The sequence below is a fragment of the Mangrovibacterium diazotrophicum genome, from assembly GCF_003610535.1.
GTDB lineage: Bacteria > Bacteroidota > Bacteroidia > Bacteroidales > Prolixibacteraceae > Mangrovibacterium > Mangrovibacterium diazotrophicum.
Window position 1 is genome coordinate 2,366,392 of the sequence record NZ_RAPN01000001.1, and the last position, 24,661, is coordinate 2,391,052.

22 protein-coding genes are annotated in these 24,661 nt (G+C 47.3%); 6 read left to right on the forward strand and 16 right to left on the reverse strand.

The window, feature by feature from the left end:
- Position 1: 1 nt before the first annotated feature.
- Together BC643_RS09355 and BC643_RS09360 are read right to left on the reverse strand one after the other, a co-directional pair.
- Positions 2-1,279, reverse strand: a complete 1,278-nt coding sequence (locus tag BC643_RS09355; protein WP_120272834.1) for a YaiO family outer membrane beta-barrel protein — start codon at positions 1,277-1,279, stop codon at positions 2-4.
- On the reverse strand, positions 1,280-1,639 hold the full coding sequence (locus BC643_RS09360; RefSeq protein ID WP_120272835.1) for a response regulator transcription factor: 360 nt from the start codon (positions 1,637-1,639) through the stop codon (positions 1,280-1,282).
- Between the two features lie 286 nt (positions 1,640-1,925).
- Here BC643_RS09360 and kdsB point away from each other — a divergent pair, with 286 nt between their 5' ends.
- Together kdsB and BC643_RS09370 are read left to right on the forward strand one after the other, a co-directional pair.
- Positions 1,926-2,678 (forward strand): 3-deoxy-manno-octulosonate cytidylyltransferase, encoded by a 753-nt coding sequence (gene kdsB, locus BC643_RS09365; protein ID WP_120272836.1) that lies wholly within the window; start codon positions 1,926-1,928, stop codon positions 2,676-2,678.
- Positions 2,678-3,151 (forward strand): putative molybdenum carrier protein, encoded by a 474-nt coding sequence (locus tag BC643_RS09370; protein ID WP_120272837.1) that lies wholly within the window; start codon positions 2,678-2,680, stop codon positions 3,149-3,151. The genes kdsB and BC643_RS09370 overlap by 1 nt, the downstream gene beginning before the upstream one ends.
- Position 3,152: 1 nt before the next feature.
- Here the strand turns inward: BC643_RS09370 and uxuA are convergent, their stop codons facing one another.
- Entirely contained in the window at positions 3,153-4,376 is a 1,224-nt protein-coding gene (gene uxuA / locus BC643_RS09375) for a mannonate dehydratase (RefSeq protein ID WP_245994900.1), read from the reverse strand.
- Positions 4,377-4,418: 42 nt separating this feature from the next.
- On the reverse strand, positions 4,419-5,228 hold the full coding sequence (locus BC643_RS09380; protein WP_120272839.1) for an SDR family oxidoreductase: 810 nt from the start codon (positions 5,226-5,228) through the stop codon (positions 4,419-4,421).
- A gap of 106 nt (positions 5,229-5,334) precedes the next feature.
- Here BC643_RS09380 and BC643_RS09385 point away from each other — a divergent pair, with 106 nt between their 5' ends.
- Positions 5,335-6,210, forward strand: coding sequence for an AraC family transcriptional regulator (locus tag BC643_RS09385; protein WP_170154508.1), 876 nt, complete (start codon positions 5,335-5,337; stop codon positions 6,208-6,210).
- A 158-nt stretch (positions 6,211-6,368) separates the two neighbouring features.
- On the forward strand, positions 6,369-7,916 hold the full coding sequence (locus BC643_RS09390; protein ID WP_120272841.1) for an acyl-CoA dehydrogenase family protein: 1,548 nt from the start codon (positions 6,369-6,371) through the stop codon (positions 7,914-7,916).
- Between the two features lie 62 nt (positions 7,917-7,978).
- Here the strand turns inward: BC643_RS09390 and BC643_RS09395 are convergent, their stop codons facing one another.
- The 5 genes from BC643_RS09395 to BC643_RS09415 are packed head-to-tail and all read right to left on the reverse strand — an operon-like array spanning position 7,979 to position 12,356.
- On the reverse strand, positions 7,979-9,430 hold the full coding sequence (locus BC643_RS09395; protein WP_147377186.1) for a DUF4230 domain-containing protein: 1,452 nt from the start codon (positions 9,428-9,430) through the stop codon (positions 7,979-7,981).
- Positions 9,418-10,062 (reverse strand): DUF4230 domain-containing protein, encoded by a 645-nt coding sequence (locus tag BC643_RS09400; RefSeq protein ID WP_211338025.1) that lies wholly within the window; start codon positions 10,060-10,062, stop codon positions 9,418-9,420. Before BC643_RS09400 ends, BC643_RS09395 begins: the two co-directional genes overlap by 13 nt.
- Positions 10,031-10,816, reverse strand: coding sequence for a hypothetical protein (locus tag BC643_RS09405; RefSeq protein ID WP_120272844.1), 786 nt, complete (start codon positions 10,814-10,816; stop codon positions 10,031-10,033). The genes BC643_RS09400 and BC643_RS09405 overlap by 32 nt, the downstream gene beginning before the upstream one ends.
- A complete protein-coding gene (locus tag BC643_RS09410) occupies positions 10,813-11,523 on the reverse strand; it encodes a DUF5675 family protein (protein ID WP_120272845.1) in 711 nt (236 codons plus the stop codon). Before BC643_RS09410 ends, BC643_RS09405 begins: the two co-directional genes overlap by 4 nt.
- Complete coding sequence (locus BC643_RS09415) at positions 11,520-12,356, reverse strand: N-acetylmuramoyl-L-alanine amidase (protein WP_120272846.1); 837 nt, start codon at positions 12,354-12,356, stop codon at positions 11,520-11,522. The genes BC643_RS09410 and BC643_RS09415 overlap by 4 nt, the downstream gene beginning before the upstream one ends.
- A 353-nt stretch (positions 12,357-12,709) precedes the next feature.
- Between BC643_RS09415 and yccS the strand changes: the two genes are divergently transcribed.
- Positions 12,710-14,869: a YccS family putative transporter gene (yccS, locus tag BC643_RS09420; protein ID WP_120272847.1), complete on the forward strand. Its 2,160-nt coding sequence runs from the start codon at positions 12,710-12,712 to the stop codon at positions 14,867-14,869.
- A gap of 102 nt (positions 14,870-14,971) precedes the next feature.
- A complete protein-coding gene (locus tag BC643_RS09425) occupies positions 14,972-16,342 on the forward strand; it encodes a dipeptidase (RefSeq protein WP_120272848.1) in 1,371 nt (456 codons plus the stop codon).
- Positions 16,343-16,399: 57 nt separating this feature from the next.
- Here BC643_RS09425 and BC643_RS09430 read toward each other — a convergent pair whose 3' ends face one another.
- From BC643_RS09430 to BC643_RS09460, 7 genes are all read right to left on the reverse strand, one after another.
- Positions 16,400-17,149 (reverse strand): LytR/AlgR family response regulator transcription factor, encoded by a 750-nt coding sequence (locus tag BC643_RS09430; RefSeq protein ID WP_120272849.1) that lies wholly within the window; start codon positions 17,147-17,149, stop codon positions 16,400-16,402.
- Positions 17,149-18,192 carry a sensor histidine kinase gene (locus BC643_RS09435; protein WP_120272850.1) on the reverse strand — a complete coding sequence of 348 codons (1,044 nt, stop codon included), beginning with the start codon at positions 18,190-18,192 and terminating at the stop codon, positions 17,149-17,151. Before BC643_RS09435 ends, BC643_RS09430 begins: the two co-directional genes overlap by 1 nt.
- A 72-nt stretch (positions 18,193-18,264) precedes the next feature.
- Positions 18,265-18,903, reverse strand: a complete 639-nt coding sequence (locus tag BC643_RS09440; RefSeq protein WP_147377187.1) for a hypothetical protein — start codon at positions 18,901-18,903, stop codon at positions 18,265-18,267.
- A gap of 30 nt (positions 18,904-18,933) precedes the next feature.
- A complete protein-coding gene (locus tag BC643_RS09445; protein ID WP_120272852.1) occupies positions 18,934-21,099 on the reverse strand; it encodes a TonB-dependent receptor in 2,166 nt (721 codons plus the stop codon).
- 168 nt (positions 21,100-21,267) lie between these two features.
- Entirely contained in the window at positions 21,268-21,981 is a 714-nt protein-coding gene (locus BC643_RS09450) for an OmpA family protein (protein WP_120272853.1), read from the reverse strand.
- Positions 21,982-22,188: 207 nt separating this feature from the next.
- Positions 22,189-23,463 carry a spondin domain-containing protein gene (locus tag BC643_RS09455; protein ID WP_120272854.1) on the reverse strand — a complete coding sequence of 425 codons (1,275 nt, stop codon included), beginning with the start codon at positions 23,461-23,463 and terminating at the stop codon, positions 22,189-22,191.
- Between the two features lie 224 nt (positions 23,464-23,687).
- Complete coding sequence (locus BC643_RS09460; RefSeq protein ID WP_211338026.1) at positions 23,688-24,638, reverse strand: bifunctional methionine sulfoxide reductase B/A protein; 951 nt, start codon at positions 24,636-24,638, stop codon at positions 23,688-23,690.
- Positions 24,639-24,661 lie beyond the last annotated feature (23 nt).

Sequence of the window (24,661 nt, forward strand, 5' to 3'; positions counted from 1 at the left end):
CTTAAAACAAAAATGAAATTGCCGAACGAATACTAAATTGGTTCCGACGCTCACCATCGGTATATTCAGCATTTTCGTAACCAGCCTGTAACTCAATCAACAAAAAGTGATTTATCTTCTGTTTCCACTCTGCTTCCACCCGCCACGACTGCAAGTCGGGAATTTTTTCGCCACTTGTGTAAAAGAAAGGATTGTCGGGCGAAACACCCGAACTCAGAATCAATCCAAGGTAACTTTCTTCGGTCGGCAAATAGTACCGGCCATTCAGCAAAAATATGTACGATGTTTCGCTGTCCTGAAAAACCACATACGGACGGAACGACAACCAGTATTTTCCCATGTAACGCCCAACCGAACCGGTCAGAATATTGATATTAACCGCATCGGTTAAACCTTCAGTAAAATTGTAATAGCGGTAACCACCGGATAGCTCGAAGTGATTCCGGAAAACATGAAAATATTCCAGTCCAACCCGGTGTTTCGGGAATACCGCATCGGGCGACCAGGCATAATTCACGTACATGGAATTGTACTCGTCCAGCTTCGGATAACATTCCAGCGAAAACTGTTTTCCAACTCCATCACTGTACAATTTTTCGCCATCGCCGATCAGGTCGCCGACATACACTTTAGCATAATAATCACCAAAAGCTGTCCGCCGGCCATAGCCCAGCGAACTCATGTGCCATTTCCGGTCGTATGGCTTGTTAAAGGTATCGTAGTAGTGCTCCAGTCGGATGATATTACTGGCCTGAATGCCGGCTCCCTTCTTCAAAACCGGTAAGGACTCGTTTTCGGGATCAAGCTCTTCCAACTGCGCAATTGTCGCCCGCGATGCTTTTACATCATTATCTGCCAGCTGCACCTTGGCTTTCTTCACCAACAAGTTCGAATCCTCTGGATAAAATACCAAAGCCCGATCCACCGTGGTCAACGAAGCGCGGTTATCGCCGCTCCAAAAATAAAAATCGACTAACGCATTCAGCGCATCGTAATTCTTTGGATCTTGTTCCAGCACCTGGGAAATATTTTTGACGGCATTCTCGTAGTCGTTCTGCCAGGCGTAAGTGCGGGCCATTAGAATTCGAACGTCGAAGTACTCGGGATACACCTCCAGAATCTTCTCCGAAAGATTGATTGCTTCGTCGTATTTGCCGTCGATAGAATACTGACGGGCTACAAAAAACAACGAATCGCCATTCATCTTTTCCTGCGAGAAAGAAACCAGTGGCAGCAAAGCCCACAGCGCAAAAGCAATTATAGACAGAGGGCTCTTCATTTACCTAAGTAGTTTTCGGATTCGGATTGTTAATTCACTCAAGCTAAACGGCTTGATCACGTAGTCGTCTGCACCCAGTTCGAAGGCTTTCAAAACCGTGTCTTCTGCCCCATCAGCCGACAATACCAAGATCGGCATGGTCAGGTTCAGTTCATTCCGGGCAATATTGATGACCTCATGCCCATTCACGTAAGGCATGTACAAATCGGTTATTAATAAATCGACAGGATTTTCCTTCAGATAGGACAGACATTCTTTCCCATCTAAAACTTTCACGACATCGTAACCGTCGCGAATCAACTTATGATTTATCGTCTCAAGGATAAGTTTATTATCTTCGGCGACTAGTATTTTTTTCATACAACGGGGTTTTCACCAGAAATTAAAGGTATACACAAGCACTCACAATACGATGAGAATCGCAGGTTGAAAATAACCGATAAGATTCACATCTACAATAATTTTCGACGATTTTATTTAGGTCCTCTCTAAACCCGAAACGACCGAAAATTATCCGCATAGATAAATCAAAAAATCAGTAAAAGATTAAAATGACTTAAAATATTACTTTTGCATAACGCACAGGATCGCTAATAAATTATATACCAGATTAAAATATCTTTATTCTAAACACAGAAGTAATCCAATGAAATTCATTGCCATCATCCCAGCACGCTACCAATCGACCCGCTTCCCGGGTAAACCGTTAGCTATTTTAGCCGGAAAACCGATCATCCAGCACGTGTATGAAAATGTGTTGAAAAGTGTCGATCTGGTCTGGGTTGCTACCGATGATGATCGGATAGCCAAAACCGTCGAAAGCTTCGGCGGAAGGTACATCATGACACGGGCAGATCACCCGAGCGGAACCGATCGATGTGCAGAAGCCGCAGAACAAATAGCACAAACGGTGGACTTCGATGTGATAATCAATGTGCAGGGAGACGAGCCTTTTGTGTGTGAACCTCAATTGGAAGCTCTAAAAAATTGCTTCGAAGATCCGAATACTGAAATCGCAACTTTGGTAAAGGTGGTCGAAAACGACGAAGTTCTTTTCAACCCAAACCGCCCCAAAGTAGTCTTCAATTCGAATCATTATGCGTTGCTGTTCAGCCGGTCTACCATTCCTTATATTCGGGGAAAAGAAACCAGCGAATGGTTGAGCAGTCATACCTTCTACTCCCACTTGGGAATGTACGCCTATCGCAAGGAAGTTTTGCCACAACTAACCAAATTGCAGCCATCGTCGCTGGAGCAAGCCGAATCGCTGGAACAGCTGAGATGGCTTGAAAATGGCTACCGGATTAAAATTGCCGAGACCAAATTTGAGAGCATCGGCATTGATACGCCGGACGACCTGGAACAGGCCAAACAGTTTTTGGAACAAAAAATGTCTTAATGGGATTGCAAATCATCATAAGTGGCGGGCAAACCGGAGTTGACCGGGGCGCACTGGACGCTTGCCTGGAGCTGGAGTTTCCCTGCGGAGGCTGGTGTCCTGCCGGACGAGCGGCCGAAGACGGCCCGATTCCGCACCGCTACCCGATGATTGAACTGCGCTCTCCTTATTACGACGATCGCACCCGGCGCAACATTGTCGAGTCGGATGCAACACTTATTATTTCAAACGGAAAACTCAGCGGCGGAACTTTACTGACAGCCAACTTTGCCAAGCACATCGGCAAGCCCGTGTTTACCTTCGAGCTTTCGCCGTTTTTCATCGATCGCACCATGGAAGACCTGGTTGATTTTCTGGAAGCATTTCAGGTAGAAACGCTCAATGTTGCCGGCCCACGTGGCAGTCAGTGGGACAAAGCCCGGGAAACAACCTGCCACATCATTAAACAACTGATCCGGCAATTGTATCCCTGAATTACTTCATCATTCGCTCAATTCCCATTTCCAAACCACAAAGCTCGGCCAGTCCTTTCAAACGGCCAATCAACGGATAACCTGGATTTGCCGATTTTCCGTAATCATCGAGCATTTTAATTCCGTGATCCGGGCGAACCGGAATACGAACATCCGAACGACCTTCGGCAGCACGACGCTCTTGTTCTTCCAGCAACGCTTTCATAATCGGGAATAAGTCTACATCGCCATAAATATGACCGGATTCGTGGAAGCAACCGTCGGGCAAGAAAACATTGTTTCGCAAATGTGTAAAATGAATGCGATCGCCAACAGATTTCACGATGCCGGGTAAATCATTTTTCCGGTTGACCGACAACGAGCCGGTACAAAAAGTAACGCCATTAGCGATCGAATCGTAGGCGTTGCAAATCCATTCCAGATCAGCCTGCGTACTCACAATGCGCGGCAACCCCAACACCGGGAACGGCGGATCGTCGGGGTGAATGCAAAGCTTTACGCCCGCTTTTTCGGCCACCGGAACCACATCCTGCAAGAACAGCTTTAAATGCTCGCGCAGTCGGTCGGCGTCAATTTTTTTATAGGTATCAATAAATTGAAGGAATAACTTTTTATAATCGGGTGCAGAACCGTCCACCACGCCATCGATAAACCCCTGGGTCACAACGATGATATTGTAAGCAATCAACTCCTGCTCTTCACTGCTCATGGTTTCAGCCAGCTTGCGGGCTTTTTCAACAATGTCAGCCGGGTAATCCGCTTCAGCTCCCGGACGCTTCAGAATAAACGCATCGAAAGCTACGAAAGTGGGGAAATCGAAAAACATGACTTCGCCACCGTTGTCCAGCTTATAATGAAGATCGGTGCGCACCCAGTCGAGCACCGGCATAAAATTGTAGCAAACGCGATCAATCCCACATTCGCCCAGGTTTCGGATCGACTGCTGATAATTGGCAACCAGTCGCGGATAATCTGCGTTATGCGTTTTAATGCCTTCCGAAACCGGCAAACTTTCCACCACACTCCACCGCATGCCATGTGCCTCAATCTGGTTCTTCACCTTCATGATTTCTGAAACCGGCCAAACTTCTCCGTTGGGAATGTGATGCAAAGCTGTCACAACTCCCTCAACACCCATTTGCCGCAAATCTGCTAATGTGACCGCGTCTTTCTGACCGAACCACCGCCATGTTTTCTCTAAGCCCATAAATCTGACAAAATCCAAAGTTTCAAAATTCAAATTCCAAATATTCGACTCATCTCGTGGCTAGACACCAGAGAATGAGCTAAAGCCCCCGTCAACGGGGATAATTGCTCCAGTGATGAAGCTGGCTGCGTCTGAGCAAAGGAACTGCACCAAACCATTCAGTTCGCTGATGTCGCCAAATCGGCCCATCGGTGTTTTGGCCAGTACTTTTTTGCTTCGTTCAGTGTACGATCCGTCCGGATTGATCAGCACCGCCCGGTTTTGATCGCCAATAAAGAAGCCCGGAGCAACCGCATTTACTCGAACTTTATCGCCGAATTTCATGGCCATTTCCATCGCCATCCACTGCGTAAAAATGTTGATACCGGTTTTCGCGACTGAATATCCCATTACACGGGTAATTGCTGAATAAGTTGCCATTGAAGAAATATTGATGATGCTTCCTTTGCCGCTTTTAGCAATTGTTTCTCCAAAAATCAAACTTGGAACAATGGTACCGTCCAGGTTCAACTCGGTTACTTTTTTATAGTCGTCAATCTTCATGTCGAAGATCGTTTGAGCCTCCGTCAGCGTGGCACCCGGAATATTTCCGCCAGCTACATTAATGAGAATGTCAATCCTGCCCCATTTGTCAACGATCAGATCCCGAACTTCACGAATCCGTTCTTCATTCAACACATCGCAGGGATAGCCGATTAGACTTTCGTTTCCACCGAAATCGGCAACAAACTTCTTCAACTTGTCCTCCTGGCGGCCCAAAACGGCCACACGAACGCCTGCTTCCAACAAACTTTTCGAGATACTTCCGCCCAAAACTCCGGTTCCGCCGGTAATAACAGCAACCTGTCCTTCTATGCTAAAATTATTCATAAGTCGGTGTCTTTACATTTCGAGCAAAATTACGGAAAACCAAGGATTCGGATCCGTACAATATTTGCACATTTTTGTATTATTTTTGCAACAAATACATTCGCCGATGAAAATCATGCACGAACAGTTGAGTTTCCAGGGAAACAACTCATTTAATATTAAATGGGATGATTTTCCGCACTTTACTTTTCCTTGGCATTTTCATTCGGAGTTTGAGCTTGTCTATGTCATTCAAAGTTTTGGACGCAGATTCGTTGCCGACCACACTGAAAATTTCAGCAATGGCGATCTTGTTCTTATCGGCCCCAACCTTCCTCATTACTGGAAAAACGACGAAGTGTTTCACAAAAATGATCCGGATTATAAAGTGAACGCCATCGTTGTACACTTCCCCGCGGATTTTTTCGAGCAACAATTGGAAAGCTACCCCGAATTTTTGGCGATCAAAAAATTATTAAAACGCGCAGCACGGGGAATTCAATTTCCAAAGACCACCACATCGCGCCTCGACAAGAAATTGCGCCAGCTATTAAAACTTTCAGGCATGGAACTCACGCTGGCTTTTCTTTCGCTGTTGAACGAACTAGCACAGGAAAAAGACTGGAAACAACTGGCCAGCGAAAGCTACCAACCGGATTTGAAAAACTGGACCGGTACCCGCATGGATAAAGTCATGCACCTGGTCAACACCAACTATCGCCAACAGATCAAATTGGATGACATTGCAACTGAAATCGGGATGAACGCCTCAGCCTTCAGCAGGTATTTCAAAGAAAAAACCGGCAAATCGTTTATCCGCTTCATCAACGAAATGCGTATTGGCTATGCCTGCAAATTACTCCAGGAAAACCGCATGAACATTGCAGACATTGGTTTCGAAAGCGGCTTCAACAATCTCTCAAACTTTAATCGCTGCTTCAAAAGCATCGTTGCGCAAAGCCCGCAACACTACCGAAAACACTTCCTCGAAAAACATTTTTAAGCGAATTCGGGGAGCCGCCGACACGCCTTTCCCTAAAAGTTTCTACAACACATAATTGCAAGCTATCTAAATATGCTTTTTTCAAAACAATGTTGTAGTAATTACGTTTTATTACCCGTAAAGGAATTTTTCACCTTTTTATCTTGATAATTAAAAACATGAATGAAACGATTTTAAAAGCCTCCACCCTGAAAAAAGAAATTGCCAGCCAAACTACGGAATCCATCCAAGACTTTTTATCCAAATTGAAAGATAAAATGCAGCAGGTGTTCCACTTGCGCGGCGACATCAACCAATATGCACAACAACGGGGACTCCCTCCATTTGTACTTCGCGAAATCATGGATACCAATCCGCTATCGATCGGAATTCCGAAAGAATACGGCGGCCGCGGTGCTGTTATGGCAGAAAATTTGGCCTTGCTTGAAGCAGCGTCATATGAATCGTTGGCACTTTCGCTGACCTTTGGTATCAACTCTGCTTTGTTCCTGCAACCAGTAGGCAAATATGCTACGCACGAAGCGAAGTCTGAAGTCTTTAAACGCTTCCTCGAAAACAAAACGATGGGCGGTTTGATGATCACCGAGCCGGACTACGGCAGCGACGCGTTGAACATGCAAACTTCGTTTACCGAAGAAGACCAATTCTACAACCTGAATGGTAAAAAACATTGGGCCGGACTGACCGGATGGGCCGAATTTTGGTTGCTGACCGCCCGTCAACAAACTGAAAAAGGCGATTTGCAGCGCGATATCGACTTCTTTATTTGCGACGTTACGCAACCGGGACAAACCATTAAAGTGGAAGAATTTTACGACAACCTGGGATTGTATCAAATTCCTTACGGTCGGAACCACATCGATGTTCGCATCCCGAAAACACATAAATTGATCCCTCATTCAACTGGCGTAAAAATGATGCTCGACCTGCTGCACCGCAGCCGGATGCAGTTCCCTGGAATGGGAATGGGCTTCATTCAGCGTATGCTGGACGAAGGAATGAACCACTGTAAGCAACGTTTGGTTGGTGGCAAGAGCCTGTTCAGTTACGATCAGGTTCAGGAACGTCTGTCGAAACTTCAGGCTTCGTTTACTGTTTGTTCGGCTATGTGTGCCAACAGTGCTAAAAACGCTGGTGTCGAAAAAGACCTGACGGGTATCGGTATCGAAGCAAATGCCGTGAAATCGGTTATCACCGACCTGATGCAACAAGCTGCCCAATCGGTTACCCAGTTGGTGGGCGCCAAAGCATACCGCAACAGCCACATCGCTGGCCGTGGTATCACCGACAGCCGTCCATTCCAGATTTTTGAAGGATCGAACGATATTCTGTATGCACAGATTTCAGAAGGCGTTGTAAAACAAATGAAACGTTTGAAAGAAGCGAATCTTTTCAATTTCCTGAAAGAAAACCCGCTGACAAGCCGTTCTGCAGACCAACTGAAAGATCTGTTCAACTTCAAGCTCGACTTGCAATTGCCGCAGCGTAAATTGGTTGAACTGGGCCAAATCCTTGGTCGTGTCATCTCGATGGACATGGTTCACAAACTGGCCGACGAAGGTTTCCGCAAAGATTTGATTGATGGTGGTATTCAAATGCTCCACCAGGATATCCAGCAATTGATGGGTTCATTCCATCTGAATCCACAGCTTCAAGTCGTTGAAGATTATCAAGACAACAGTTCCTGGTTAAAATATTCAGTGTAACCGCTGATCACTATTTTAGGGCTAAAAGCATCTTCCTTGTGAAGGTGCTTTTTTATTTTGAATTATCGGGCAGGAGTAAGCTGCGCCAAAGTATCCGTACGGAAATGATTCTCCAACCTGTAAAGATCGTTCTCGAAGTTCGTATTTACCCGATCCAGATAACTTGCGATCGAATCAGTGAGATTTCCGCATTCACTTTCACACCAAATCGAATCAAGCGCAGTAACCCGGTGCAGTCCATCTATCGAGCTGGATTCCATCGAATCGAGCCGATGATCTTTAAGCAGGGTAAACAGTTCCGTTGAACGGGAATTGAGCTGAAATCGCTGACCCTTTATTGTTGGTTTTGCAGCTTTAAGTGAATCAATGAATTCTTTGCAGGCTCTCGGACTAAAATCTGCTCCGCTGCGCTTTTTATACTCCAATAGCAATTCCTCAACCACCGGTATTTTATCGTCGCTCAAAACTGAGTCCTTCAAAAGGGCATCCGCCGAATACTCCAGAAAATCGGTATAAAAGGCAATCTCCTGCACTTGTTCACCTGCCAACAGGCTGAAAAAGTGCTTCAACTGATCTTCAGCGTTGGATTGCGCCCTGCCCAAAATATCCTTCGAAATAGCTTGCGCTTCCAGCTTTGTCAGGCAAAGCCGCTTCACCCGATTTGTCCACCGGGAGTCGTACTTTACTTTTCGTTCAACAATCACAAACTCGAATCCCTCCACCCCCTCTTCCGGGATGAACCACGGATTGATGGTCGCACTGATGATTTCCGGCTGCATGCCGATAAAAATCGCGCGGTTATGCTGATTGTCGTACAAAAAATTCTTTTCACTGAACTCGTCAAACCGAAAGCCGGCCTTCACCCATCCCCGCCCCAACAAAACGAGCTGCCGTTTGTGGGCCGTCTTCTTTGCCGATGATTTCTGAACTTCCCGAAAATTCGCCTGAATTTCGGAGGTTCCAAATTCGTGCAGGTCTCCCCGCAACTCTTTTTTACGCTTCAGACACAAATCTTCCACCAAATCCAATTGTTGCTTTCTCGGCAGCGATTTCTCTAACTCGCGACGTTTGTAATTGCGATCCTTTAATTTCTCGCGAATGAAATACGTATAGAATCCAAAAAGGCTATCCGTCAGCAAATCGCTGTACTCCAATTTGAAAGTCCCGGAGATTTGCTTCCTGTTCAAGTCTTTAGCAGCCAGACTATCGACCACATCCAGAAACTGACGGTGCAATAAATCAATACGGTAGTTGAATGTGTCTATTCTAGACTGCGCGTCCGTGTTGACTATTTCCTCGACCGAAGCAATCACCTCTCCATAATACTCCGCTGTAATCAGTTCACCGATTTCGCGGATGCTCTCCACCTGCACAGGCGTATTCTGAAGCTTCCGTTTGGTAGGAGCAAGCAAGTCGAAAGGATCGAACCAGGAAAATGCAACCACGGCTGCAATCACCAAAACAACCTGAAAGACGAGGCTTCCCAATGACGATATGTATTTTAAAAAGGCCATTCGTCCGGGATTTTAAGGTTGACTTTTTTGATGATCTGCCCCGAGTCGGCAAAACTGATGTAAATTTCGTCGTAACCCATATTTTTCAATAAAGCCACCATGATTTTACGGGTATTCTCTTCAGTTTGCTCCCTGATCCCCATGTATTGCAGGTTTTCGCGGATATCGAGTTCGGCTTTGCGGAAGAAAAATTCCTGGTCAATCACATCAATCTTGCTGAGCATGGCATTGGAAGTGAGATTCGGGTCAATCCGGAAACTGTCAAACGGATAGCTGAAATCAAGAACCTCGACAGGGGGCAACCTCAACTCAATGGCACTTCCATCAATCTTGATATCATTTTTCTTCAGCTTTGTGAGATCGACTCCCGTTTTCACAAAAGCCTGTGAATAGGCCACAAACTCGGCATTACTGACATTGATGAGCCCGAACACGCGACGACTTTTATTGCCGATAACAACCTTATCAATGGCCGTTTCGGTGGTTGCCAGCTTGGCGGAACTTTGTATTTTACTCACCACCAAGTGACGCTTGTGCCTTTCACACGAACTCAGCAGCACAATCAGAATCAGGAGATATGTCAGTTTAAATGCCCCCATTTCACTGTACGGCTTTTGGATTGTCAAAATCATCGCTTCCCAACTTATCGCTCAGGCTTTCAGCAATCGGATTCTGTTGTAGCTGATTTTTCTTTTCGGTTGCAGCTCCTGTCACCGGCGACACCGGAGCAATCGGCGCGGCTTCTGCTGTGGTTTTATTTGCCTTCGCGTCTTTACCGGCTTCCGCTCCCCCGCTGATTGTCTTCGTATTCTTGTAGCCAATGGTTTCCAATGCCTTGTTGCCGAAATAAAAGGCAATCATCATCAGAAAGGCGGTTTTGAAAAAGTCGAAATTATCAACCAAAAACGTATTTACGTCTACACTCGAATCCATTCCCAGAGACGCAATTGCCAGAGCAATACTGCATACCAAAAGGGTCAGAGCGATGGTCCCACGCAATGTTCCGGGAGGCAGTCCCAGAGTTTGTCCTGCATTCGGGTTCTCGGTGGGCTCATCTGTTTGCCCTTCCTGTACATATTTTTTACGCTCCCGGATTTCGGCCCAATCCTGGTTGGTGAGGCCCAGATTAATGTTGTAAAAGTAAATAGCCCAGGCGTAGTAGGCGAACAACACACCAATCCAGATCAACATCAGCCCCATTCCAAACAAACGGTAAAACTGTTCTGCTTCATTCTCGTCAGTTATTTGAAGCCCCTTCAACTTTACCAGAATAATGACAATCGCTACAAAAAGAATGGCTTCCAGCATGAGCATGCTGCCCAGAAAAATCAGGTTCAGCTTCTTCTTGTCTTTCAAACTTTGGGGGATCAGATTATCTGGAATCATTTCGTCTGTGTTAGTTGGTTAATCCATTTTTCGTCGTAAATCGAAATCCGGTGAGCTGTACCGGCCGCCAGTTGTTGTGACATAAACTGGTACAACCGCTGGAAAGTGAGCATCGAGTTCGTCAATTCGGTATCGGATCCTGTTGCCTGAATACTGTCCGAAACCAGGATGCATCCCTGGGTCGTATCGCGATGACTGCCTCCATGGTGAATGTAAACAGCATCATGCTTTGGAACCTGCGACAACTGCAAGTGCTTGCCGAACCACGACGGGTACTTGGCGCGATAGGACAAGGTCATTTCGTCGTTTTGCTTACTAAAGCTGATCGGGTAGTTACCTGCCGGAATCCGGACCTCCGCAGGATTGTCGGTACGTTTCCCCGTATCTTCCAGGGTGTAGCAATAAAACTGATCGTTCACATAAAGCATCCCGATTGTGGTATCCCCGTCATCGGAAACACGCAAAAGTTTCAATTTATTTCCGCTGAAGGTATCCGGTTCACTTGGTGCAACGGTTTGACTTTTGGAATCATCGCCATCAAACAGACCTTTAAAGTACTCGATGATCGACTGAAATCCTTTAATGATCAAACCACTCAAGCCAATCGCCCAAATCCAAATATCATTCAACAACTCCGGTTTAGTGGCGAAGAGAATGACCAGAAAGGTCAGACCGGCAACGACAACAAGTAGTAAAACGCGCTTCATTTTTGATCTGTTTTAACAAAGCCCTTGCTGACCCAGCCGGTAATTTTGGTTTCAACGCGGTACCAGCCATTCTTCTCTTCCAGCACTTTCAATTTGGCACCGGTAAGCAGCGGCTGCGCTACTTTTTTAGCTTCAACTGAAGGACTTTCGCGGATATTCAGCAAATCGGCATTGACGACGATTCCATCTAAATCCAACAGGGGCTGATCATCGCTTCGATTCTGGGAAAGCAGCATACTGCGGAACTTATCGAGCGGGAAAGCCGGTCCCGGATCCGTCTTCCGACCCGGAGAAATTTCCTCATGTCCAAGAATACTGCCGATATTGTAAGCAGGGCTTTTGATGAGTAACTCGCAAACCTTACGACAAGCTTCTATCTGCTCGGGCGTATAAACATGCCACCAGCTTGGCATTTTTTCGTTCCGATGAACAGCCTGCAGCACATCGTTCGCCTGGTATTTTTGGCCAAACCAAGCCTGAAACTCAGTTCCAACTTTTTCCATGCGCCCGGCGTTGTCCAATTCAATACCAATTGAATACCGATTGTACCAGCTTCGTCCGGCATATTGACTCTCACCGGCATGCCAGGCAACCGTATCAAAGTCCACCAACTGATAAATTTCGCCCTGCCTACCAATAACGATGTGAGCCGAAGCTTTAATATCATCGCGGCATAGGTACTGCGCCGATGACAAGGCATCGCGCCCCGCCGTGAAGTGAATGATAATGGTATCGGGCATTCCGGTAATAAATTTGTCGTGATTTTTGGGACAAGCCATCGGGCTGACTGTGTCGCCCACGAGCTTATGATTCACAAGAGACAGTGCACTCATGTTGAAAAAGTTTAGTTTGTTACGCTAACCAGAATTAGTCTGACTACAATGGGAAATAAATCCTGTTTCTATCAAAGTTACAGAATCAAAAGTCGAAAGTCAATTCATTGATAAATAATAATTTGAGACAACAAATAAAATCACAGTCGAATTTCAAACATTAATTTGAGTGAAAATACAGCAGACATCCGCGTCTTCTTCGCTCTGTTTTGGACATAGGTATAAAACCAAGTGCTGAAAAAGAAATGCTTTTTATTTTGAAAAGGTTAACGAATCTGTTCCATATCGCCGCCCGAAGTTCCCCAATGAATTGATTTACTACTTTTGCTCCGTAAACCTTTAAAATCCCCGTCGTGAAGCTGAAGAAGCAACTGAACAACTGGTTGGAAAAGCAAGCTTGGTTTGAGCTGTGGCGCCGCGAGTTTTGGAGCCGCCCCGATCGGCTGATGGCCACAAAAGCAACATTGGCAATTGCCTTGTTAAGCGTTCCGTTTGTTGCTATCGGAAAACCCTTCTTCGCTATCACACTGGGTCTTGGCGCGCTGGCCGGCGCACTTTCCGAAACCGATGACCACCCCAAAGGACGTATCAAATCGCTTTTATTGAAAGTTGTCAGCTTCGGAATCTCCAGCCTCGCCGTCGGACTACTCCGCCCCTATCCGATTTTACTGGGACTGGGATTGGGTATTTCAACCATTGGCTTCCTGCTTATTGGCGGTTTAGGCGAACGCTATCGAGGCGTGACATTCGGCGCCATCCTGGTCGGTATTTACGCCATGCTCGGGATCGAAATCAGCCCTGCCTGGTACTGGCCCGCAGTACTGATGCCAACCGGGGCACTTTTTTATGGTTTACTTTCTCTTGCTCTTTTGTACTACAAGCCATACCGATTGCTCGAAGAACAGCTTGCCCGAGGCTTCAGCGCTCTTGCTGATTATTTTGATGAGAAAGCCAACCTTTTCCCCAGTGATGAGAAAACACAAAGTGAAGTGCGAAATAAACTGGCTTTGCTCAACGTCAAGTTGGTTGGATCACTCGACCGCTGCCGCGAAGTTATGCGTAGTTATGCGGATGCCTTAAAAGATGACGCCCCGCTGAAACCATATCTGCAGCAGTTTATGCTGCTGCAAAGTTTACACGAGCGCGCTGCCTCCAGCCACGAACGCTACGATTTGCTGAGCCAGGACCCGCACAACCTGGAAATCATGGAAGGTATCGGACAGATTCTGCACCAAATGGCCGAAGCCATCAAGCAATTTGCTTATGCCATGTTGACAGGCATTCAGTACCGCCATCCCGTTGCGCTGAACTGGAGCATTAAAGCACTGCAGGACAAGCAAATTCTGTTTAAACAGAGCGAGAACAGTCCGTTAAGCCTGCTTATTCGCAACCTGGTTCGTTCCAACCTGGCACTACAACGGTCGAACGACGAGAACCAACGCACCATCACACCCAAACTGGCCAAAGATACACGTACGTTGTATCAACGTTTAAAAGACCAACTGAGCTTGCATCACCCGCGTATGCGCCACGCCATCCGGTTAAGTATTTGCTTTATGATTGGCTTTGCTATTTCCGAAGGTTTCAAAATGCCCAAAGGTGAATGGATCGTGCTTACCAGTTTGTTTGTTTGTCAGCCCAGTTACAGCGAAACCCGCCGACGTCTGTTTCAACGTGTCATGGGCACCATTACCGGAGTGATTGTCGGCGTGCTGATTATCCAGATTTTACCAACTGTTGCAGGTCAATTGTTGCTCATGCTCGCTGCATCTTTCTTCTTTTTCAGCTGGCTGCGCCGAAAATATTCTACAGCAGTTGTTTTCATCACCATCTTTGTGCTTTGCGTATTCAACCTGGGCACACACCAAGGGGTAGCTGCCATGGTTCCGCGACTGATTGATACCATTATCGGTTCGGCCTTGGCCATTATTACGGTTCGCCTGCTTTGGCCCGATTGGCAGCACAAACGTCTGCCTAACCTGCTGAACACCGCTTTTGAGAAGAATGCGGCTTATTTTGAAGTCATCATCAACGAATACAGAGAAGCCTCAACCGGCGACGATTTCGAATATCGGATTGCCCGTCGTCAGGCTCACCGTGCCGACAATGCTTTGGTTTTAGCCTGGCAGGATATGCAGCTTGAACCTCGTCGCCACCAGCAAATGCGCGAACAATCATTCACGCTGACTTATTTGAACCACGCGTTACTTTCCTACTTGTCGGCCTTGGGTGCACACCGGGAGCAGAGCGATTTCAATACCCGTGAGTTAGTCGAACCGGCCAGCAAGATCCTGGAAATTTTGAGACATGCTCAAATTCCATTGCCCGGAGATATCAAGGATAAACAGGATGAATTGGCAGCTTTGCTTGCTGAATTAAGAGAGAAACAAGCAGCAAATGAGAATTCCGCATCATTGCAGCAAACCGGTTTAGTCATCAACATCGCCGAGCTTACATCAAAGCTTTTGGATCGAGCACAACCGTTCAATCCGCAATTGTCGCAGAAAGACTGATAAATATCAAGTTTTCCAATTGTAAAAGCTTTCAAATGTACTGGATCGTTCCTTTTGAAAAGCTTAATTTTAATGCGATTTATATCTAAAGAATTTCATTGAATGAGCAGTATTGAACAATACATCGAAGAGAACCAACAACGGTTCCTCGATGAACTTTTCGGATTGATCCGAATTCCTTCTATTAGTTCTATTTCACTACACAAACCCGACATGTACAGGGCAGCAGAATACTGGAAAGAGATGTTGCTGAAAGCGGGTGCCGATCGCGCAGGTGTGTACGAAACAGCAGGTAACCCGGTCACCTACGGCGAAAAGATAATCGATCCTTCAAAACCAACGGTTTTAATTTACGGCCACATGGACGTGATGCCGGTTGAACCGCTGGAATTGTGGAAATCGCAGCCGTTTGAGCCGGAGATCCGCGATGGCAAAATTTACGCGCGTGGTGCCGACGACGACAAAGGTCAATCGTTCATGCACGCCAAGGCATTCGAATACATGGTTGCCAACAACTGCCTCCCATGCAACGTGAAGTTCATGATTGAAGGCGAGGAAGAAATTGGCTCGCCGAACCTGGGTGCATGGTGCGAAGCCAACAAAGATATGCTGAAAGCCGATGTGATCCTGGTATCCGACACCGGCATGATTGCCCGCGATATTCCATCGATCACAACCGGGCTGCGTGGTTTGGCGTACTGGCAGGTTGAAGTAACCGGCCCCAACCGCGACCTGCACTCGGGCATGTACGGCGGTGCCGTGGCAAACCCGATCAACGTGCTGAACAAACTGATTGCGCAAATGACCGACGAGAATGGTCGAATCACCATCCCCGGCTTTTACGATGACGTGCAAGACGTGTCAGCCGAGGAGCGCGAACTTCTGGGCCGTGCGCCATTCAATCTCGACGACTACAAAGCTGCACTGGAACTGGAAGAAGTTGAAGGTGAAGCAGGATATACTACCAACGAACGCACAGGAATCCGACCATCATTTGACGTGTGCGGCATCTGGGGCGGTTACACCGGCGAGGGTGCCAAAACTGTCATCGCATCAAAGGCTTACGCCAAAATCAGCTGCCGCCTCGTGCCTGATCAGGATCACGAAAAGATCGCAGTGTTGTTCAAAGAGCACTTTGAAGGAATCGCTCCTAAAACCGTTAAAGTTGAAGTGACTTCGCTGCACGGCGGACAAGCTTACGTTTGCCCGATCGATATCCCGGCTTACCAGGCAGCTGAAAAAGCATACACCGATACCTTTGGAAAACGTCCGGTTCCGGTTCGCAGTGGCGGTAGTATTCCAATCATTTCAACCTTTGAACAGGTATTGGGAATTAAATCAGTCTTGATGGGCTTTGGTTTGGGCTCAGATGCCATCCACTCGCCGAATGAAAACTACCCACTGGAACAATTTTTCAATGGGATTAAAACCATTCCGAAATTCTACCAGTATTTTGTAGAGTTAAGCAAATAAACCAATTCAAATACAACTCAGAATCCGCTTTTCCACTTTGGTCAAGCGGATTTTTTGCTAACGATCCAGCCACTCTTTGAAGTCAGCAACGCGCTCGCGGGCGACGATCAGATCCGGTTCATCCAGTCCTTCAACCTTCAGTCGAAGACGCGAGTTGCTCCAGGCCAGCATGTCGGTGCAGGCATCGATGCCAACAATGTATTTACGGTTGATGCGAAAAAAGCTCTGTGGGTTTACCAGCTGCTCCAACTGGTCAAGTGGATAGTCGATGCAATAGTTACGCTTGTCTCGGGTTAAAATGAAGGTAGCTTTATCCTGGCTGTAAAACACCTGGATCTCCTCAACCGGAACCGTTCGAATCTTGTCACCCACCTTCACCATAAATCGACTTTTGTACTGCTTTTCTTCTGTCGGTTGCTGGATAGCCATCAGCTTTTCGAGCAGCAGGCCGGGAACAAATTGGCGGGCTTTGTCAATCGCTTGTTTCAGCCGCTCTTCCTCTACCGGCTTCAGCAGGTAATCGATCCCATTGGTTTTGAAGGCTTCGATTGCATACTGGTCGTAAGCCGTGGTGAAAATGATCGGACAACCGACCTCAACCTGCTTGTATATCTCGAAGCTCAGCCCATCGGCCAGCTGGATATCGGAAAAGATCAAATCAATCTTTGGCCGGGCCGACAAAAACAGCACCGCGTCGCGAACCGACTCCAGCCGGTGCAAAACCTCTATGTCGGGCGAAACCTGGTTCAGCAGACGCTCCAAATGGTTGGCCGCCCGCTTTTCATCTTCTATAATTAATACCTTCATCAATTTTCAACTTTAAGAATGGGCACCCGCACCCGGTAAAACTGTTCTGTCTGTTCAATCTCCACCGGCTTTGCGGAGAAAAAGGCAAACTGCTGCCGGATGTTTTGCAAGCCTGTTTTCTTCGAATCATCCCCCACCGATTTGGGCTGCAGGTTATTCTCCACCTCCAGGTAATCGCCGTTCTGACGAACTGTAACTTTCAGCGGAAAAGCTGCCGAAACTTCGTTGTGCTTTACGGCGTTCTCGATCAGCATTTGCAGTGTCATCGGAACCATAAAATCATCCGACCTTGCCTCCACCTGCAGGTCGATCTGCAACTTTTCTTCGAAACGGGTTTTCAATAGAAAAATATAAGAATCCAGGAAATTCAACTCTTCCTGCAGCGGCACCAACTCCTTGTCGCGGCTATCGAGCACATAGCGAAACAGATCGCTCAGCTGCCTAATAAACCGCACCGCCTGCTGCTGGTCTTCATACACCAGATCACTCAACACATTCAGACTATTGAACAGAAAATGCGGGTTAATCTGGTTGCGCAGCGCTTCGTACTGGTACGTCATCATTTGCGTTTTCAGTTGCGCCGAAGTGATGGTTTCGCGCTTCCAGGCCTTAAAAAAGCCAATGGCCGTAAAGAGCAGCGAGATGAACAACGAAATTAAAACAGTGTAGATGCTCGACTCCAGGAGAAACTCGTACCAATTTGAAGGCGTTATGCCATAAAAGATATACAATAGCAGCAGTTTATCGATCATGAACATGACCAGCGAGTACCCCACCAATACCACAATCCCCAAAACCGACCGAAGCACCGGCCGTTCCATCCACTTGATCCGTTTATCCATCAGATCGGTCAGCAACATGCACCCCGTCCAGATGGTGATGGAAATGACAAAGGACCACACGAAGCCAATCCCCAACATTTTCGGGTCGCCCGGAAAACCGGGTGTGGAAAAAACAGCGATTATCAAAGCCAGCACAACATTGGCCAGCAAGTAGCGGGGTATAGAGAATTGATCGCGTCTGAAACCGGGAATGTAGTACATGATTACCGAAATTTTGTGGTTTGATAAAGGTAAAATTATTCTCGTTTTTTCGGGAGCATCCTTCCCGAAGTCCTATTCACAACTTTTCACCAATCCTACCACCTGTTCTTTTCCCCAGTTCGGGTGAATGGGTGATTTCGGCTTGTAGCTATCCCAGTCGGCAAGCAATTGTTTGGCCTGATCGCAATAGGCACTTACATCGCCGCCCATGAAGCGGGCTCTGCCAATTTCCATTTGGACGTTCAAATAGCGGGCCCGCGGGTTTTTCGGGTCCAATGACAAAGCTTTGCCATTAGCCTGACCGCTTAACGGACCATATTTCTGCGAGCGTTCCATCGGGTTTACCACCAAACGGCCCGTGTAGTAGAACGACTGCAACGCATAAACTTCCGACTCTTCCGGAACCATTTCAATCAACTGGTTCACCAGCTTTTCAGCCTCGTCCAGGTACGGATCTTTCTTCGCCGGCTCCGATTCGGTAAAACTCATCAGAATATAACTTTGTGCCTCGTAATAAACCGGCAACCACTCTTCGGGTTCAGCCTTGGCAATCACTGCAAACTTATTGGCAATTTGCTGAAAGTCGGCCGGCGAATGAGCCGTTGCATATTGAGACAAGGTTTTGCCCATGGCTTGCATGTAAGCCGGTTTTTGAGCCATTGCAATTACACACATGAGAAGGAGAACAGAACTAATGATTAACTTTTTCATCGTATTCATTTTTAAAGGTTATCGTTTTAATTATTGAATTTTATCGAGTTGATTGGCGTCGCCACGACGAGTAAGTGTGATGAAACAGGCCAGCACGAAGAAGCGCGTTGAGCCGGGTTGAACAGCCACACTGTTATAAACACCATCGGCATCGGGGCGATCGGCATAAGTACGGCCGTACTCGTTTTTAAAGCCGGGCAGGTTGGTCACAGCACCGTACAGAATGATGTTTTGGCGGTACAGGTAGCTCCAGCTGAGATCGAGGCTGCGGTATGCACTCATCTTTTCGCCATTGAAAACCGAGGAATTTGGATCGTTGTACACCCGTGGCGACGAGTAGTTAAAGTTGACGCCAACCAGTGAGCGCAAGCTGCCCAGCCAATGTTTGTACACCACCGACAGGTTGTGCTTGCTGGCAAACGAAGGGCGCGCTTCATAAGGATAGTTGCGGTAATCGCGTTTGGTATCTATGTATGAATAGGAAATCCAGTAGTTGCCACCGGGAATGGTTTTGCCATCGCGCCAGAACAGATCGAGCCCGCGAGCATAACCCGAGCCATCATTCGAAAAGTCGGTAAAAGCACCGTCCGCATCAACACTATATTTCACCAGGTTTTTGTAGTCTTTATAATACAATTCGGCACGCAGCGTCCGCTCATTAGCCGACGAAAGGAAAGTCATCGTATAATGATCGGCACGCTCCGATTTCAGGTTATTGGTTTGCAACAGGTAGTTGTTCTCAGGCGTTTGGTAGAACCAGCCGTAAGCAGCCGACAGTTGCGTGTTTTTCGTCAGTTTGTAGGCTGATGACAAACGCGGCGAAAGGTTAAATTCGCCCAGCACATCCGAATACTCGCCCCGCGCGCCAATGCGGCTCACAAACTTGTTCGAACCGTATACCTGTGCTTCGGCAAAAGCCGTGACCGTATTATCATCCAGTTCGATTTTGAAAGCATCGCCTTCTTGGTCAACCTCCTGACCAATGTGTTTCGAGAACCACTCGCCACCGGTTTTCAGCAACAAACGGTCGCTAAAGGAATATTTGAAAGCCGCTTTCAGGTAGAAGGCTTCTTGTTTGTTGGTCACCTTCGTTTGATCGTACTGAATATCGTCGGTGTTGTTGGTGTACGATGCAGCCGCGTTCGTCCCCAGCTTCTCGCTCAGCATACCGTTCCACGAACTGTTGGCAAAGCCGTTCCGGTTTTTCAGTCCGTAAGCAAAACTGTTTCCCGGTTCGTTCAGGTTATCCTGTTGCAGGTTGAAATTGGCATAGTCCAGGGTTGAATAAGCTTTCAGTATGCCTGTTTTACCGGTCTTTTGGCGGAAGCTCAGCGCTCCCGAAGTCGACTCGGGCTCGTGGTTCCATTCGTAATTTTGTTTCACCAGGTTCATGTAGGGCGACAGGTTTTGGTACGAAGCCGTTGCCGTGATAGCGCCGTTGTTCCAGCGCTTGGTACCCGCCACATCGCCTCCGATCGACAGAACCGAGAGGTCGAGCTGGTCTTCCTCCGGCAGGTCGTTAGTGTTCAGCAACAAAACTGACGATAAGGCTTGTCCATACTCGGCCGAGTAGCCGCCCGTGCTGAAAACCATTCCCTGGAACATGAAGGGGTTGAACCGACCGCGCGTACCGTGATTGGGAGCTGTTGAGTTGTAGGGAACCGGCACCCAGGCGCCATCAATGTAGGTTTGCGATTCGCCGCTATCGCCCCCTTTCACAAACAGTCGGCCCGACTCGCCGTTGGTGGTTGTTCCGGGTAGCGACTGCAGCGCACCATACACATCGCCATTGGCCCCGGCGGTAGTCACCATATCAAGCGGGGTAATTGTCACCGCTTGCTTTTTGTCGCTGGCCTCGAAAGTTCCCGCCGTGATGGTTACCGCATTCAGCTGGTTGAAAGCCTCCTTTAACCGAATGTCGAGCCAAATGTTGTCGCCGGTCAACAGCAAGCTGCGCGATTCCGGCTCGAAGCCCATAAACTCAATCTTCAGGGTTTGCGCTCCGGTTTCGTCGGTGGTAAACCGAAAGCGGCCGTTATCGTCGCTCGAAGCACCGTCGTAAGTGCCTTCCAGGTATGCATTCACGCCGGGAAGCGGATCGCCGTTTTCCTGGTGCACCGTGCCGCTGATGATGGTTTGTGCACCTGCTGTCAGGTTGATCAAGAAGAAAAGGAGGATTATCGCGGTTGTTTTCATGATGCTTCGTTTTTGATTGTTGATTCAAAGTTGAAGCAAAACGCGGCCTTTCGCCAATGGAAGTTACCGAACTGTCGGAATTGAGGGATGAACTGTCACTGATTTCGAAGAAGCACAAAAAAAGCAGGCTACGAGAGTAACCTGCTTTATCTTTTCTTTTATAGATGTCTATCTCAGCGTACCGTCTTCAGCCTGCTGAATCATCGTTTCGTTGGCTGTGATGTAGATTTCTACACGACGGTTTTGGGCGCGCCCTTCAGCAGTTTCGTTGCTGGCAACCGGTTCGTCGTAAGCTTTACCTTCAGTCACCAAACGACTTCCATCCACGCCATTTTCAATCAGGTATTTTGCAACCGATTCGGCCCGTTCGTTCGATATCTTTACATTGATATCGCGTGAACCCGTATTGTCGGTGTGTCCGTAAATTTTCACATCGGTTTCCGGAGTCGACTTCAACGAAGTTGCAAACTTCACCAACGCATCTTTCGAAGCAGCACTCAGGTTACTTTTACCTGTTGCGAAAAGAATCCCGCTATCGAAAGTTACTTTAATCGCTTGCAGGTTATTTGAGTCGGTTACCGTTTCCACCTGTGCACCTTCAATTTTTTCCAGTTCGGCTTGTTGCTTATCCATTTTCTTACCGATCAGGACACCAGCGCCGGTACCAACTGCACCACCAATAGCAGCGCCAATAATGGCACCCTTACCCGAGTTTTTGGCAAAAATTGCTCCCAAACCGGCACCAACTGCTGCGCCGCCGGTACCACCATAAACCGCACCTTTTGTTGTATTGCTTTTTGTGGCCCATTGGCTGCTCGAACAGCCAGCCAACAACATTGAGCCGCTCAAAAGTACGGCCATCATGAAGTTTAACCTTTTCATTTTCTGTTTTCTATTTAATTGATCTGAATGAATAATTTTCTCTCAATTCCTCTGTCAAAATTACGAGAAGTTTTACCATTTCGTTCTAAATAGATGTTAAACAGCAAAAGAAAATAAATTATCAAAAGCGGCCACTTAAGCTATAACACAGAGAACTCCTCGCAACATGGTTAGCCACAAGGAGTTCTTTTTTTATTCAATAGATTTTCAGTTTTTCATGATGGTTACTTTAATCACCTGGTCAGCTTCCGGCCAGGGCAAACCGTCGTCCAGCATCCGCACGTTACCTCCCTCCACCGTATCGGCCGAAGTTTGTGCCCCGGGATATTCATTTACCTCGGTTCCGGCATCCCAGAGCATGACATACTCGGTAATATCACCGTTCAATGCCACTGAACTCGCAAACAAGGGGATTCCCATATCGCCAAAGGCAAAGAAGATATCGTTGGAAGCTCCCAACATGGAAGCGATACTCAGGTAATCGCCCGGCTGTCCCTCAAAAGTGAAAGTGTACATATCTCCCGGGAAAAGCGGCCCTGCTTCCGAAGCACCTTCCGGTATATTCACCACACCAACGTCATATTTGTCAGCCTCCAAAGCGCTGAACAAGTCGGACGGATCACCGGTTTCTGCCAATTTTTCCAAACCGATTCCGTAGTCGGGCATATCCTCTGTAAAAATTGGCATTTCGTTTTTATGGTGCAGTACCCACAAGACCGGCGCGACTGGCGAAACATAGCCGGAATGCATTGCCAAGTAGTCTGCCAAACCGGGCGCATTGCCGTCTTCGGCCAAACCTTCCAGGCCATCGCCATAATCAACCATATTCTCTGTAAAAAGTGGGTTTTCGGCGCTATGTACCACCCAGGCCACCGGAGAAATCGGCGTTGAACTGCCACTCAGTACATCGATCTTCACGGTAAACATGTTGTCGCCGTCGTATGTCAACATCACCTTGATATTATCGGCAACCGGCGGATAAGTATAGCCATCCATCACATCGGCAATTTTACGGACGGTCCCGTTTTCATCCGGTCCTGTATTCGGACCACTTTGTTGCGGCCCCGTGTTCGGACCAACTCCGGGTTCTTCATTTACTTCGGTACCCGCATCCCACAAATAAACCTGAGAAGTGATATCGCCCTCAACCGGCGTACCATTATCGTACAACGCAATACCCATCCCGTCGGGTGCATAGAACAAATCGTTGGAAATTCCATACATGGTTGCAAATGACAAAAGATGTTTTTTGCCCGCATGGAACGAAAAAGTGAACGAATTTCCGGGGGTCGCGGGTCCGGCTTCTGTGGCATCGTCGGGGATTGCCACCGCACCCGATTCGAAGAAGTCGTAGGGTTCCGATACGTTTTCAACTGTTACTGTAAACATACCTTTTAGCTGTCCCATAGCATGATCTTTTTCCTGACAGGAAGAAAGCATGGACAACAACACAACACTGAGAATAAACGATAATACTTTCATGACATTTCGATTTAATTGATTACACTGAACCAAAGGTCTTTAGAAAGTATCACGGGAAAGTCACGCTGGGTTAAACCTTTTATCACAAAGGCAGATGATCGATTTTCAGATTGCTGGACTTTTAGATTTTAGACAAAAGACGATCAAAAAAAAGATGCTCAGACAATTCGGCATTCCGAAAAATCTGAGCATCCAACAATCCGGGAATCTGGAAATCCGGCCATCTAAAACCTTTCCACGTATTTGTGGCAGTATGGCGTGCCGCCTTTTCGTTCGTAGTGATTCTGGTGGTATTCTTCGGCGGGCCAGAATTTAGAGGCCAGCTTCACTTCAGTTGCCACCTTGTACCCCTTCTTCTCCAGAAGCTCGATCAACTTCTCGGCAATTTGTTTCTGTTCTTCCGTGCGGTAGAATACAGCCGAGCGATACTGATCGCCAACATCCGGTCCCTGACGATCAACCTGCGTGGGATCATGGATTTCGAAGAACAGGCGAGCCAGTGTTTCATAATCCGTTTTCGCCGGATCGAATACCACCTGCACTGCTTCGGCATACCCGGTTGTATGACTGCAAACATCCTGATAAGTTGGATGATCTGTATGTCCATCAATGTAGCCACTTTCAACATTCAGAACACCCGGAGCCTGTTCCAGGTAATATTCAACGCCCCAGAAACAACCACCGGCAAAGATAGCCGTGTCCTGTTTGGCTTTTTTCGGGGTACCTACCGGCACAAAAACCAGCGAGATTGAATTCACACAGTGTCGGGTATTTTTATTGGTTAGGCCCTCGTTCAAAAACACATGTCCCAGGTGACCGCCGCAATTGCTGCAGGTGATCTCGGTGCGCATGCCATCCGGATCGGGCGTGCGGGTAACAGCACCGGGAATTTCGTCGTCGAAGGCAGGCCAGCCACAACCAGCATCAAACTTATCCGAAGAACGGTACAACTCGGCTCCGCAGCGTTTGCAAACGTAAATCCCATCTTCGTAAAAATCATCGTATTTACCGGTAAAGGCAGCCTCGGTTCCTTTATGTACAATCACCCGCTCTTCGGCTTTCGTCAACGAGCGGTAATCGCTTGATTCTTTACCCGTTTTCATCTTTTTTCCTTCTTGCGCACAACTCGTCAACACAATCAGTGTCAACAAAAGCACATTCATCATTCGTTTCATCTTTGTTCTCCTTTCTGCATTTG